This window comes from Bacillus sp. es.036 (genome assembly GCF_002563635.1).
GTDB lineage: Bacteria > Bacillota > Bacilli > Bacillales > Guptibacillaceae > Guptibacillus.
The window spans coordinates 1,427,660-1,441,491 of the sequence record NZ_PDIZ01000001.1 but is presented as its reverse complement, the minus strand read 5'-3'; the positions used below and the strand labels follow the sequence as shown (position 1 = coordinate 1,441,491).

At 38.9% G+C, this 13,832-nt stretch carries 13 protein-coding genes; 3 read left to right on the top strand and 10 right to left on the bottom strand.

The window, feature by feature from the left end:
* Positions 1-3: 3 nt before the first annotated feature.
* Positions 4-846 carry a tryptophan 2,3-dioxygenase gene (gene kynA / locus ATG70_RS07415; RefSeq protein ID WP_257147638.1) on the bottom strand — a complete coding sequence of 281 codons (843 nt, stop codon included), beginning with the start codon at positions 844-846 and terminating at the stop codon, positions 4-6.
* Positions 847-1,012: 166 nt separating this feature from the next.
* A complete protein-coding gene (locus tag ATG70_RS07410) occupies positions 1,013-1,555 on the bottom strand; it encodes a site-specific integrase (protein WP_098443696.1) in 543 nt (180 codons plus the stop codon).
* A 383-nt stretch (positions 1,556-1,938) separates the two neighbouring features.
* Between ATG70_RS07410 and ATG70_RS07405 the strand changes: the two genes are divergently transcribed.
* On the top strand, positions 1,939-2,445 hold the full coding sequence (locus tag ATG70_RS07405) for a peroxiredoxin family protein (RefSeq protein WP_179886216.1): 507 nt from the start codon (positions 1,939-1,941) through the stop codon (positions 2,443-2,445).
* Positions 2,446-2,749: 304 nt separating this feature from the next.
* On the opposite strand, the gene ATG70_RS07400 is transcribed toward ATG70_RS07405, so the two are convergent.
* A complete protein-coding gene (locus ATG70_RS07400) occupies positions 2,750-3,877 on the bottom strand; it encodes an aminopeptidase (RefSeq protein ID WP_098443694.1) in 1,128 nt (375 codons plus the stop codon).
* A gap of 98 nt (positions 3,878-3,975) precedes the next feature.
* The gene (locus ATG70_RS07395) at positions 3,976-5,343 is read right to left on the bottom strand and encodes a bifunctional metallophosphatase/5'-nucleotidase (RefSeq protein WP_098443693.1); all 1,368 of its coding nucleotides are present in this window, start codon (positions 5,341-5,343) and stop codon (positions 3,976-3,978) included.
* Between the two features lie 167 nt (positions 5,344-5,510).
* Here ATG70_RS07395 and ATG70_RS07390 point away from each other — a divergent pair, with 167 nt between their 5' ends.
* Positions 5,511-6,680, top strand: a complete 1,170-nt coding sequence (locus ATG70_RS07390; RefSeq protein WP_098443692.1) for a lactate 2-monooxygenase — start codon at positions 5,511-5,513, stop codon at positions 6,678-6,680.
* Between the two features lie 34 nt (positions 6,681-6,714).
* On the opposite strand, the gene ATG70_RS07385 is transcribed toward ATG70_RS07390, so the two are convergent.
* From ATG70_RS07385 to ATG70_RS07370, 4 genes are all read right to left on the bottom strand, one after another.
* Positions 6,715-7,911: an MFS transporter gene (locus tag ATG70_RS07385; protein ID WP_098443691.1), complete on the bottom strand. Its 1,197-nt coding sequence runs from the start codon at positions 7,909-7,911 to the stop codon at positions 6,715-6,717.
* 292 nt (positions 7,912-8,203) lie between these two features.
* The gene (locus tag ATG70_RS07380) at positions 8,204-8,599 is read right to left on the bottom strand and encodes a VOC family protein (protein ID WP_098443690.1); all 396 of its coding nucleotides are present in this window, start codon (positions 8,597-8,599) and stop codon (positions 8,204-8,206) included.
* Between the two features lie 83 nt (positions 8,600-8,682).
* Positions 8,683-10,902: a DEAD/DEAH box helicase gene (locus ATG70_RS07375; protein ID WP_098443689.1), complete on the bottom strand. Its 2,220-nt coding sequence runs from the start codon at positions 10,900-10,902 to the stop codon at positions 8,683-8,685.
* Between the two features lie 82 nt (positions 10,903-10,984).
* Positions 10,985-11,854 (bottom strand): LysR family transcriptional regulator, encoded by an 870-nt coding sequence (locus ATG70_RS07370; protein WP_098443688.1) that lies wholly within the window; start codon positions 11,852-11,854, stop codon positions 10,985-10,987.
* A gap of 109 nt (positions 11,855-11,963) precedes the next feature.
* Here ATG70_RS07370 and ATG70_RS07365 point away from each other — a divergent pair, with 109 nt between their 5' ends.
* Positions 11,964-12,989, top strand: a complete 1,026-nt coding sequence (locus tag ATG70_RS07365; RefSeq protein ID WP_098443687.1) for a YeiH family protein — start codon at positions 11,964-11,966, stop codon at positions 12,987-12,989.
* On the opposite strand, the gene ATG70_RS07360 is transcribed toward ATG70_RS07365, so the two are convergent.
* Both ATG70_RS07360 and ATG70_RS22445 read right to left on the bottom strand, forming a co-directional pair.
* Complete coding sequence (locus ATG70_RS07360) at positions 12,986-13,603, bottom strand: hypothetical protein (protein ID WP_098443686.1); 618 nt, start codon at positions 13,601-13,603, stop codon at positions 12,986-12,988. The genes ATG70_RS07365 and ATG70_RS07360 overlap by 4 nt on opposite strands.
* Before the next feature lie 88 nt (positions 13,604-13,691).
* A complete protein-coding gene (locus ATG70_RS22445; protein ID WP_179886215.1) occupies positions 13,692-13,832 on the bottom strand; it encodes a hypothetical protein in 141 nt (46 codons plus the stop codon).

Sequence of the window (13,832 nt, the reverse complement as noted above, 5' to 3'; positions counted from 1 at the left end):
ATATTAAAGCTCTGTTCTAATGTCCCAAAGCTCAGGAAAAAAGCGATGATCCAGTACTTTCTTTAAATAACCAACGCCAGACGAGCCCCCTGTCCCCTGTTTGAATCCGATAATCCTTTCGACTGTTTTCATATGACGGAAACGCCATTGTTGGAGCCAATCTTCAATATCAACAAGCTTCTCAGCTAGTTCATATAGGTCCCAATACGTTTCTACATCTCGATATACGGTCAGCCAGGCCTGCATCACTGAGTCATTCTTTCTGTATGTTTCGTTCACATCGCGATGAAGAACGTCCTTATCAATAGGTAATCCCGCCCTTGATAGAGCTTTAATCGCTACATCATAAATACCGGGTTCTTGATAAGCGTCTTTTAGTTCTTCGTGAAGCTCTTTATCTTTCTCATAAATCTTTAACACGTGAGGTGTTTTATAGCCTAATGCAAACTCGATCATACGGTATTGATAAGACTGAAAACCAGAAGCCTGTCCGAGAGAATCGCGGAACTGCATGTATTCCGACGGGGTTAACGTTGAAAGAACGTCCCAAGCCTGGATGATTTGGGTCTGAGTTTTCGAAACACGCGCAAGCATTTTAAAAGCAGTTGATAATTCATCTTTTTTGATTGCTTCAATTGCCCCTCTTAGTTCATGCAAGATTAATTTCATCCATAATTCGCTTACCTGGTGAATAACGATAAAAAGCATTTCATCATGATGGTCGGATAACCTATTCTGCCCTGCAAGTATCTTATCAAGGTTTAAGTATTCTCCATATGTCATATTGTGTTTAAAATCAGTATGTATGGACGCTTCCGTTGGATCTCGATGCTCTTTTTTTCCCAATGACAAAACCTCCCTTTAAATTGTAAGCGAAACCAAAACGCAACCTTCCTCCGTGTTTCTTCATTAATATAGTAACCTATTAAATCATTAACGCTAATTTGCTTTTAATGAGCTTAATTCCCCTCCTCTCAAAAAAAGTATAACATGTACCGATTTTGAAGTAATTTTACAAACTAAAGTTAAACAGTGATTCATCCATCTGCTCTTGCTCAATTCCGATGTATCTTAAGGTAATCGATGGTGCTGAATGGCCGAAGATCTTTTGAAGCATTGCCACATCTTTCGTCTGTTTGTAGTAAAAGTAACCAAACGTCTTTCGCATCGTATGCGTTCCTATTTCAGAAAGCCCTGCTTCTGCTGCAGCCTGGTTTAGAATCTTATAAGCCTGACCTCTTTGAATAGGTAAATCTGTTTTGTTTGACGGAAACAAAAAATCTCGTTCTTCCATATCAAACGTGTACGATTCGATAAGCTCCTTAAGTGCATAGTTAATTGGAAAGCGTTTTGATTTTCCGGTCTTTTTTTCTTTTATGATGATATGGGTTTGGTTACGAACGTCACCAACACGTAAAGGAAGTAAATCACTAATCCGTAAACCAGTGTTAATTCCCATATTAAACAAAAACCAATCTCTGGAATTTCGCTTTCGCAGGTTTTGTTTTACTAATTTTATCTTCTGAGGATCTCGAATCGGCTGAACCGTGTTCATCAAGGCACCCTTCTTTCTTTATTCAATATGTATCATTAATGATAAGATTTTGCTCATTATGTGTCATTATACCCTTCTGTCCTCTCCTGTAAAAGAGGAAAACCCTTAAAAATAAGCTTTCATTCATTTTCATAATGATACAAAATATATGTTTTGTATCATTGTGCGAGAATAGAAGCATTTACTTTTGTTTACGTGCATATTGTGTCATTCGTTCAAAATGAACTTTAAAAGTAAAAATCTGGTTGTTGCTTTCTGTTTTTGTCAATTATTTTGTATTATAAAGGAGGAAGGTTTCTTACATCATTCATTCTCGATTCGGGATATGATAAGAGTTGCCTTACATGATAAGGCGATTGTTTCTATTCAAAGGAGGAAATAGTTTGTCTAAATTTGCATTGAAAGACGCAGTACCAAATTTCACACTACCATCAGTAAATGGCGAAGAGTATTCTTTTGAATCATATCGAAAAGAAAAAGGTGGATGGCACCTTGTTATTTTCTTTAGAGGTTCTTGGTGTCCTGTCTGTGTGAGTGATCTTGAAAATCTTGAAGAAAGCACTGGCTTTTTCGAAGGTAAAAATGTTCACATCACCACCATTTCTACTGATAAATTCGAAGATCTAAAAGCAATGGCGAAAGAAAAGAACCTCTCTTTTCCAGTACTCGCAGATGAGGAGTACAAGGCACTTAAAGCATATGATGTTCACTATCACCGTGAAGATGATCCTTATGAAGATCATGGTGCTCATGGTGAGCCAGCCTACTTCTTAATTGACGAGAAAGGCGTACTTCTCTATCAGCAAAGACAGACAAGTCCTTTTGGTCGTCCAACAGTTACAGAGTTACGTAAAATTGTTCAGTATATTGGTAAAACATATAAAGCTTAATGAAAAGCAGGCCAATTCGGTCTGCTTTTTCTCTTGACTTAGTTTATCTTTTGCGATATTTCTTTATAAAATTTATTTAAAATATTAATCTAATACGGTAATTGAAATTTATAATCTCCGTTGTTTTTTTCCGATCTTCGTTAAACTGATTTTATTTATTTGAATGTGCTTCATTAGGACTAAAATGTTGGATTGTCTCTCCCCTATCTATCCTAAATTATTTAAGTTTAATTGAATCCCATACATTAATCGTACTTAATTATTATAAAAAAACCACAAGCATCATTCTGCCTGTGGTTGCTGATTAGCGTACTGCTTCTTTTTGATTAAGATTTTCTGGGTTTAAATCAAGCAACTCATCTGTCATAAAAACCCCATTTTTTTGAATGAGTTGATCATCAAAATACAGTTCTCCCCCACCATACTCATTCCGTAATATCAAAACCATATCCCAGTGAATCATTGAGCGGTTTCCATTGTCTGCATTATCATAAGCTTGTCCAGGCGTAAAATGGATACTACCATTTATTTTCTCGTCAAATAAGGTATTCCCTACTGGATGATTAATTAGTGGATTCAATCCGATAGCAAATTCCCCAATATAGCGTGCTCCTTCGTCAAGATTTAAGATCTCGTTCAGTTTGTCTGTTTGATCAGCTTCCGCATGGACAATTTTACCTTTCTCCAACGTTAATTTTACGTTGTGAAAGGTAATCCCTCGATACGAACAAGGTGTATTAAATGAAATAACGCCATTTACACTCTCGCGTACGGGTGATGTAAACACTTCTCCATCAGGAATGTTTTTCTTTCCGTGGCTAGCGATAGTTGGGATATTTAAAATAGAAAATGAGAGATCCGTACCAGGTGCAACGATCCTTACTCGATCAGTCTTTTCCATTAAATCAAAAAGCGGCAGCTGCTTTTTCGCCATTCGTTTATAATCAAGACTACACACTTCAAACAAATAATCTTGATAAGTAAGTGTCCCCATTTTTGCTTTTTGTGCTGCTGCTGGCGTTGGATAATCAAGAAGTACCCACTTTCTTTCATTCACCATTTTATGGTCGATCTCTTTGAAAACTTCTCCATACAGTTTCATTGCATCAGAGGCAAGCTCTGACAATGTCGCATCATTTTCTTCAGCTCGAATGTGAATAAAGGATTGAACATCTTCTAGTTGTTTCGCATACCATCCTTTTTGAATCTCTGCTTGCTCTTGTGTTGCAAATTCAGCCAAGTGAACGTCTATTTCATCATCACGTAATTCAACAAATGGCACCCCGTCAGCTGCATAAATCTCCTTAATGATTTCACGTATTAACGGTTTGGCAATTTGATGACCCGTCACCATCACGCGTTCACCAATCTTAACTTCAATGGAGTGATGGACTAGCGTCTTAGCTAACTGACTTAATCGTTCGTCGCGCATTTATCTTCTTCCTTTCGATGTGGACTAAGTTTTAGATTCATTTTCTTTTTCTGGAAACGGCTAGAGTACGAGCTACTCCGACTTAAGACGGAAATAGTCTACACCCAACGCTTCTTGTAAGCATTTGTTACGAAAGCTTCCTTCTCGGCGTATTCTCTAATAACATCTTTTATTTCATCTGGTTGATAATGAAAGTTTCGATTGTTTGCTAGCTCTGGATACCCAGAACCTCTTAGCAAGTAATCTGATGAAGCTACACGATACCACCGGTCGGGATCGAAAGCTTCATCGTTAATCGTAATCATCTTAATTTGATTTTGATTATGTTGAATTTTTGCACCAGATACATGAAGCCGTCCTACATACTTCCCTCGAAAACCAGGTCCTTTTCCATCAGCCATACAAACCGAGCTATTTAATGAACTTTCAAGAGCTGAGTAAAGGTCTTTTCCTAGAATTTCAAAGTATGTAGGATTTAGTGGAGATGGACAAATTTCAATTAACTTTTTATTGGAAACATAGTCGACGAGACCGCCATTTGCAATTCCGCTGTTTATAAGCCCAAGATCACAATCAAAACGGTCTTTCAACCCATCTGCGATTAGATTAGTCATCGGGTTTTCCTCAAGTACGTCATGCCACAATGGTTTGCTAACAGCATAAAGCGGTTTACTTAGCTGAGCGATTGCTTCTTCCCTACTTACTTGTAATATATTTTGTATTTCTTTATCTTCAACCGCGTTAGCTGTTGATATGGTAGAAGAAGCTAGTAGTTCTACGCCTTCATTTGAGACATCAACTTCAATAATTCCAATATGTTCACCATACATACCAGCTGAATTTAGTATCGTATTATTCACTATTTTTGCTTCCTCATAAAGGAAGTGGTCATGTGCGGACAAAATCAAGTCAATTTCATCGATGGCTTCAGCTAATTCGATATCTGCTTGTGTACCAACATGGTTTAAAACAATACAAACATCATAGTTTCCATGTTGCTTCTTGATTTCTGCTCTGATCGCTTCTACATAATCTAAAATTTGAAAGCCCATCAAATCATTGAACTCTTGTAAATCTGGAGAAGCACCCGTAATTAAAATGCGAAGTTTATTTTTAATTAGAATCGTACTACTGCATACTCCATTGAACGATTCACCATTAGCTTTTAGAAGATTACAACTAATGAACGGTACCGTGCTCTGAACCGCCATATGCTCTAATGTATCATTTCCATTAAATAGTTCATTATTACCTATCGTAATCGCGTCGTAACCGGTCGATTCCAACATCTTCACTGCACCAATCCCTCGTGTTCCCTGAAGCTCGATACTTTTAAAATCAGCAAAGTCCCCACCATCTAACACTAGCGTGTGTTCATCTGCATAATCCCGAATAAGTGATGATGCTTTAGCGAAGTTGTTAAAGTGACTATGAATATCGTTCGTATGTATGACTGAAAGCTTCATGATTGTCCCCCAGTATGCAAATTTAGTGCCATCCTACTATTTCGAAGCCGACATACAAAATCCTGCTATTCTCTGATTATATTAAAATAAAGTTTCCATTTTAAAGAAGGAATTGGATAGAAAGCAAAGAAGATTCAACTAACTACATTCATAAAGGAGTCGTTCCAATGAGTAATATCGGCAATGAAATTCAGTTTGGTATTTACAAACAAATGCATTCACCTGATCCGGAGCGTTTACCAACAAGATATGAAGATTGGGAAGCACGCGCGCGCGATATTCTTGAGGATGGACCTTATCATTATGTAGCTGGAGGATCTGGTGCAGAAGAAACGAAAAATGCGAACCGTGAAGCATTTAAGAGATGGAATATCGTGCCTCGCGTCTTTCGTCATGTTGAAGACCGAAACTTAAAGGTAGGCATGTACGGTCAGATGCTTCCTGCTCCGTTGTTAGTTGCTCCAATTGGTGTGCAATCCATTATTCATCAAGAAGGCGAACTTGCTTCAGCGAAAGCTGCTGCTTCAATGGGAATCCCCTACATTGCAAGCTCTGCATCAAGTCATTCTATGGAAGAAATTTCTGAAATAATGGGAGACGCACCTAAGTGGTTTCAACTTTACTGGAGTCGAGATCCAGAGATCGCTAAAAGTTTTGTTCAACGAGCGGAACTCGCTGGATACTCAGCAATCGTCGTAACGCTTGACACTCCTATGATGGCATGGCGTGAATTAGATCTACAGAATGTGTACTTGCCTTTTCTGATTGGAGAAGGAATTGGTAACTATTTAACGGATCCTGCTTTTCGCGCTGGACTCCATGTACCTCCTGAAGAAGATGCTATGGGGGCAATTATGCATTGGACTCATGTATTTGGAAATGCAGGACTAACGTGGGAGGATTTAGCAGAGCTAAGAAAGTATACGTCTTTGCCCATCATTTTAAAAGGCATCCTTCATCCCGATGATGCCAAACTAGCTTTAAAATATGGAGCCGATGGGATTATTGTCTCAAACCATGGTGGGCGCCAGGTGGATGGTGCAATCTCAGCACTCGATGCTCTACCGGCTATTGTGGAAGCTGTGGAAAATCAAGTTCCTGTTTTAATGGATAGTGGAATTAGAAGAGGTGCTGATGTATTTAAGGCCATTGCTCTTGGGGCCAAAGCCGTTCTCGTAGCACGACCATGTATGTACGGATTAGCTGTAGCCGGGCAAGCAGGCGTGAAGCATATACTTTCTAACCTTCTTGCTGATTTCGATTTAACGATGGCGTTGTCAGGGTGTCGCGATCTAAATGAAGTGAACAAGGAGATGCTCATTCCGAGTAGTCGATAAGAAAAAAATGAGCTCGACTTACGAGCTCATTTTTCTATTTCCATTGAACAGCTTCATGATGTCTTTGTACCGCAGCACTTCTTTTTAAATATATAACGTAAATCACCATTGAAATGAGAACGGATATACCTGCTGTTAAATAAATATCAGCATAGCCAAATGTGGATGCGATCAAACCGAAAAACATTGCCCCTAGACCTACTCCTAAATCAAAGAACGAGAAAAAGGTAGCATTAGCCATTCCTTTTCGGTGAATTGGTGCTTCATTAACTGCCCATGCTTGAAGGGCTGGCTGTACAGACCCAAACCCAATCCCAAATAATACAGCTGCAAGAATGAGCATAAATTGATTCGCCAATAACGTAAGATCAATCATTGCCGCTAGAATTAAAAAAGCGCCGGGAAGAAAAATAGCTTTATGGCCCTTCCGATCATAGATTCGTCCTGCGAAAGCACGCACAAGCATAAGCGATACAGCAAACACGACAAAGTACCATTCAATTCCATCAATACCTAACTGTTCAGCATACAATGGTAGAAAGGTAGCAATTCCTCCAAACACCATTGTAATGAAGAAAAGTAATATCGAAGGCATCAAGGCTGTTTTCTCAAAAATGTCCCATTTCTTTTTCTCAATCGGTGTTTTATTCGCAGGCTTATAGCGAATAATTGAAGCGATAATGAATGAAAGCAAACCGGCAGAGGCTGCAATCAAAAACATTGTTTTAAAACCAGAAAGAGCGATTAGAAATAAACCAAGAGCTGGACCAAATGCCATTGCTAAATTTCCTGCAAGGCCAAAATATCCCATTCCTTCTCCCCTTCGCTTTTGTGGAATTAAATCCGTTGCGATTGTGCCTACCGCTGTTGTCGACATACCCCATCCGAGTCCCTGGACTACTCTCATTAGGAATAACAGAACAAGACTGCCAGTGAACGCATAAGATCCAACCGATATGACAAAAACCAATAATCCAATTAAGAAAATGATTTTTCTTCCAAGTGATTCCAATACGTGCCCGCTCCATGGTCGAATAAGTAAAGCGGATAAGGTAAAGATACCGACCACAAAACCAATTAGCTGATCACTGCCGCCAAGTTCATTCACAAACAAAGGTAGTGTAGGTAAAGTCATCTGGAATCCTGCAAAAATAAAAAAGTTTGCCATGCAAATAAAAATAAAATCACGCGTCCAGATCTTCTCTTTCTGAAGATCTTGCTGTTTGGCCATAACGATTCCTTCTTTCTATGACTTTTGTTCTCTTCAATCTTACAGCATGACCACCCTTTTTAAGAGTTTCCTGCTCAGACAAGAAAAGCGAAGACGAGCGGTTAGAAACGAAAGGATTGGAGCTCTTGAACCAAACACGCTTTTTGTGTTTTGTGAAAGAGTGAAATCCAGGCGTTTCTGCGAGTCGTAGCTAGACAAGAAAAGCGAAGACGAGCGCTTAGAAACGAAAGGATTGGAGCTCTTGAACAGAAAAAAGCAGTGCCCTTTCACACGGGGACACTGTCTTTTTGTGTTACTTGCTATAGTTAGATGCAGGTTCATAAAATTCAAGCCATTCACCATCTGGTCCTGCGAAGAAAAGATACTTTGCTCCGTTAGGCAATGTGTTGATACCTTCATCAATAAACGTTACACCAAGATCATGAAGACGGTTGCGTTCTTGTTCAATATTTTCTACTGTAAAGGCGATATGGTGAACTTTACCTTCCGTAGGTAAATCTGAATCATAGCCTTCTATTAACTCCACTAAAATTTCACCATTAAACCCAAGAAAAGCGAGTTTTTTATCGCCATCAGGATGATCAAATTCATCAAGTAGTTCGAGTCCAATCATTCCTTGATAAAACCCCTTCGATGCTTCAATGTTTCGCACTTGTACACCAATATGTTCAAGTTTTTGAATCGCCATAAGTCACCCGCTTTCATTCAATTCTTTCGTCTCTATAACTTTAACACAGTAACGAAAGTGAAGAAAAGCAAATGGACTCCCTTTTAAGCGTCTAATGGGAGGATTTGATTTACGATCTCACCAGTAACAAGTGCTGATTCCAATCTTACTGAAACCGCAGGTGGAAGGACATTTTTCATTCCTTCAAATGGCACGCCAAGATAGAATATTTTTCGATCAATAGCTACAAAGGGAAAGGGAACGTCATACGCCATATGAACCGCCAACGGAATCGCTTGAACGACCGTTTGGGAGAGGATGATTGTTTTGCCTGGTGAGGATTTCAACGTTTTTATCCACTCTTTTGTTAGCGATGTGCCGCTTGGAATGGAAATGATGATTTCGTTTGCTTTCTGAATATCATGAAATACGTCTTCCGTGTTTAAAGCATGACTCCATTTTAATTGAGCATGATGATGTGTAATCCACTTTCCTATTTGAGTAGGTCCTATTCTTTCGTTTTTCTGTAACTGGTGCTCCACTAATTGCCTGAGCGTTTTTGATTGAGGCATCCGCTTTTTGAAATAGTCAACGTTGCTAACATGTATGAATTTCCCTTTCGTACGGGTCATAGCTACGTTGATTAAACGCTCGCTATTATTTCTTGTAAGTAGCATTCCAGGACGGAATTCTGGATCACTATCTACTGTATCAAACACCATCATATCTCGTTCGCTTCCCTGAAATCGATGAACAGTTGCTGAAAGAATATCTGCTTGGTCAGTCTGTGAAAGAAGATCTTCTATCAATAAACCCATGAGTTTCGATTGGGCACGGTATGGTGTTACATAGCCAATCGAGGTCATTCCTGATTGCAATGATTCGTAAATTGCTTGAAAAGATAAAAAGAGTTGCCATACGTTCATCCGAGATTTTGACGAGTGGCCAGTGAAACAATAAGCACCTGTATGACTCGTATCAATGAGAGCGGAAGCCCTCCCTTTGAAAGGAAGTTTTTCAGTAATGACTTCTCTTAACGCCGCAGTGTTGGGATAATCCTTTACAAGAGAATGATAAATCGTTTTGTTTGTAAAAGCGGAAATAACAGGGTGCATGCGCCTCTGCTCATTTAAAAGAAACAATTGAGGGTGAAGGTTACCAGATTCAACTGTTTCAATGATGCCTGCTCGATGGAAGACATCTTCTTTTAACCACTTCGAAACTAGCGGATGCCGGGATGATGCTATAGGGGGAAGCTGTTTAAAATCACCACATATCACAACCCGTTTTCCAAGCGAGGCAGCAAACGCTGCCTGGGGCACGTACGCCATACTAGCTTCATCAATAATAACAACATCAACTCTTTTTCGATAAATCGTTTCATCAATCGCCGCTTTTGTTAAAGTAGTTCCTATTATCGTAGCGTTTTGAACGAATTCCATTTCTTTACGCCTAATCTTTTCGAGAACATTTCCTAATTTAGACTCTAACTTTAGCAGCTGAGTTGAATCACGATTGCTAAAGGAATTTGATAAATCGTCTTTTAAATTCTTTCTTTCCTCCACTATACTCTCTTTCTCTTCAGCAAGATCTGGATGTTGTGCCCTCAGTAACTGATCTGTATATAGCGGCAATATAGATGGAACATCACGTTGCAGGCCATAGCGCATGATTTTACCTTCTTCAAACTTCTCCCTTTTTTCAGCAAAAAGAGCTATTTCTCTCATTAAAACATCAACAGCTTGATTACTATGCGATAAAATTAGAACGCTATTTCCTTTAAAAAAGTGGTTTGCGGCGGCTCTTGCCAGGTTATGCGTTTTACCAGTTCCTGGTGGCCCCCATACATAAGTTACTGGATTGTATTTTGACCTAAGAATCAACTCGTGAAGATGACTCTTAATTTTTTCTTCAGGATGTTTAACCGTTTTAGGTGGATTCATTAATTTGCTAACCCGTGCTAACCTTCTTTTACTTTTCTTTATTTCTTCCAGGCGTTCGTGCAGCTCATCAAGCAATTCCCACGGATCATGGTAAAGATCGGCTTCTCTAATTTGATCGCCAAAATCACCTTCAAGAGCGAGAATGACATTTTTGCCTTCTGAAGATAACATTCTTCCATCGCGTTTTATATGTTTCATTTCAATTCGAATTTTTGACCCAGATGGAATTTGAATAGGCGAACGTGCATCAAAATAGTATCGAAAATCATCGCCGGATAATAATCGACCGTTAACAATTTTTATTGGTCTACTTCCAAACTTTTTTAAATGTGCTATTTCCGCACGAAGCGCTAATTGCCATTCTTCTATGATTTCTTTCATTATCTATCGCTTCCTTTTAACCATTCGTTCTTTCACAATTTCTATACTATATCATGATCACCAATAACTCTCTACTGAATGCTTATGTTTTATGATGAGAATGGACGTGATCGAGAAAGACTTCAAGAACTTTCGTTTGAAAGGGAGAGCGCATTAATATCGAAAACGTTCGTGTGTATCTGAAATTGGGCAATTCAAGAATCTTTAGTGTTCCGAGTTTCAATTCTTTTCGAATTGTCCATTTTGATAGGATACCTATGCCAATTCCAGCTTCGACGGACTCTTTAATGAGTTGCGTACTTCCAAATGCCATTTTTTGAGAAGGTACTACCGATAGAAGCTCCCACATTTTTTCAGTCGCTTCTCTCGTTCCAGAACCTTCTTCACGGACAATCCACATTTCATTTTCCAGATTGCTTCCATGATCGACATCCTTGTGTGAAGGGGCTGCTACTATGACCATTTCATCCTGTGTGAAACTATCTACTTTCATGTCTCGTGCTGGATAGTCTCCCTCAATAATACCAACATCTAGCTGATGGGAATAAACAAGATCTCCAATTTCTCTGGAATTTCCAATGGTGACAGCTGGTGTAATTAAAGGATACTTTTCTCGTATTGAAGCAATAACATGTGGCAAAACATATTCACCATAAGTGTAACTTGCACCGATTGTCAGTTTACCACTTGCTCTGTTCGTCAAGTCATCCAATAAATAGTTCATTTTTGAATATAAGTTTAATAACTCTATTGCATGATGATAAACAATTTCACCCGCTTTGTTCATTTCTACCGATCGGTTGTTTCTTTCTAGTAACTTAGTACCAAGGCTGTCTTCTAAGCTTTTAATATATTGACTAACGGCAGGCTGTGTCATGTGTAGTTCTTCAGCTGCTCTGGAGAAATTTCGTTTATCGACGACTGTAACAAACACTTTTAATTGCTGATCCACTTCCTCACCTCTCGCTATAAGTTAATACTTATTATAACCATTCAATATAATTATTTCACTTATAATACTTCGTAAAGTAAACTATAGAAGGAGAAACGGAGGAAAGAATATGATCAACACGTTAAGACATCAGCAATCTCTACCGGAACCCATACGCTGGATTCTTGGCATTGCCTTTACGTTTTTTATTGCGTTATTAGGTTTTTTTCTAGCCATGGTGCCAGGGTTTAAGCTTACTGGACAACTAGCCTCGGCGATTTTAATTGCGATCGCATATCGACAAGTGGCTGGCTATCCGGAGTGGCTTAGAAAAGGCATCACATTTTCATCAAAAAAACTACTTAGGTTTGCGATCATTTTATATGGAATTAAATTAAATGTTAGTATGATTCTTCAAGATGGACTACCTATTCTATTACTAGGTGCACTTGTTATTGCATTTGCTCTATTATCATCCGTTTGGCTTTCTAAAGTAATGAATGCTAATAAGTCTATTACGCTGCTTCTTGGCGCAGGTACAGGGATTTGCGGAGCTGCTGCAATTGCAGCTGTGGCACCGATCGTTGAAGCGAAAGAAGAAGATACAGCAATCGGCGTTGGTATTATTGCTTTGTTTGGAACGATTTTTTCCATTGGGTATACGATTCTTCGCCCATTCCTGCCACTAACATCAAGTGAATATGGCGTATGGTCTGGAATTTCACTCCATGAAGTCGCTCACGTTGCTCTAGCAGCAGCACCAGGGGGAGAAACTGCATTAGCAATGGGCTTACTCGCCAAGCTTGGAAGGGTTTTTCTCCTTGTCCCCGTATGTTTTTTGTTCATGTATCTAATGAAACGCAAAAACAAGGGTACGCAACAAAAAGTAGCATTTCCTTGGTTTTTAGTTGGCTTTGTGCTCATGAGTCTAGCTGGAACATTCCTTCTCGGGCCCATTATCCCCTTCTCTGATTCAGCCATGAATGTTGTGACAGAGATTACAACGTGGTGTTTAACCGCTGCTATGGTAGGCCTTGGTTTAAGCGTTAGTTTAAAAGATTTAAAAAATAAAGCACTGAAGCCAATGGCGATTATCACAATTGTATCCATCACGCTCTCTCTTTTAACTTTCTTTATCGTTAAATGGTTTTACTAGGCTTCTGAATGGTCATCTTCTTTGGATGACCATTTTTTTCGTAAATAATCCACGTATCGAAAAGCTGTCCGAACGATCAAAGCATGAAGAAGAATGCCAACAATCGTAAGGAGAATGATCACCATTTTTCCAATAAAAGAGGTTGGTTCAACGGAAAATCGTCCAACAAATATAATTGAACCGAATGACCATATCGCAGCATCCTGAAAAGAATCGACAACAGGCTCATAGAAATAAAACGGAAATGTTGAAACAATCACAAAGGCAAAACTTGTGAAAAACCATGTTTGAGGTGACATTCCCATGGCTTTCCCTAGAATGGGGTTACTAAATCGCTTTGCAATTGTTTTAATCCGCCATAATCGATAAAGTCTGGCAAGCTTTGCTCCTTGAAAAATGGAGTCAAGAGGGATCAATGCAACCAAATCAAAAGGATGACGTTTAATGTAGTCCCATCGGCTTTTTGATAAATAAAGAAACACAATATAATCAATGAAGAAGACAATCCATGTACCAATCAAGATCTCCTGTTGTATGGGAGACTCATACCAGATTGTTGATACAGATAAAATCACACATATAAATAAAAGGTACTGATAGAGCCGTTTAAGCATGAAATCCCCCTTTCTCTCATCGGTATTACACCGTTTGTATTTCTTTTTATTTAGGCTGCATGCCTATTTCTATGTATATCTGAAATAATCACAATTCGCTCAAGACTTTAGCTTTCTTTATCAAATCCATACCTATTATACCAGTCATCATGTAAACTGACGTAAAATCCATTTTTCTGAGTCTTATTTCCTCATAATCTACATTAAAAAAGGCTGCAATTGCAGCCAT

Excerpts from the sequence above, each read along its gene's own strand:
- ATG70_RS07385 (WP_098443691.1), bottom strand. The coding sequence starts at position 7,911 with ATGGCCAAACAGCAAGATCTTCAGAAAGAGAAGATCTGGACGCGTGAT.
- ATG70_RS07400 (WP_098443694.1), bottom strand. The coding sequence starts at position 3,877 with ATGCGCGACGAACGATTAAGTCAGTTAGCTAAGACGCTAGTCCATCAC.
- ATG70_RS07380 (WP_098443690.1), bottom strand. The coding sequence starts at position 8,599 with ATGGCGATTCAAAAACTTGAACATATTGGTGTACAAGTGCGAAACATT.
- ATG70_RS07395 (WP_098443693.1), bottom strand. The coding sequence starts at position 5,343 with ATGAAGCTTTCAGTCATACATACGAACGATATTCATAGTCACTTTAAC.
- ATG70_RS07410 (WP_098443696.1), bottom strand. The coding sequence starts at position 1,555 with ATGAACACGGTTCAGCCGATTCGAGATCCTCAGAAGATAAAATTAGTA.
- ATG70_RS07365 (WP_098443687.1), top strand. The coding sequence starts at position 11,964 with ATGATCAACACGTTAAGACATCAGCAATCTCTACCGGAACCCATACGC.
- ATG70_RS22445 (WP_179886215.1), bottom strand. The coding sequence starts at position 13,832 with ATGGCTGCAATTGCAGCCTTTTTTAATGTAGATTATGAGGAAATAAGA.
- ATG70_RS07390 (WP_098443692.1), top strand. The coding sequence starts at position 5,511 with ATGAGTAATATCGGCAATGAAATTCAGTTTGGTATTTACAAACAAATG.
- ATG70_RS07360 (WP_098443686.1), bottom strand. The coding sequence starts at position 13,603 with ATGCTTAAACGGCTCTATCAGTACCTTTTATTTATATGTGTGATTTTA.
- ATG70_RS07375 (WP_098443689.1), bottom strand. The coding sequence starts at position 10,902 with ATGAAAGAAATCATAGAAGAATGGCAATTAGCGCTTCGTGCGGAAATA.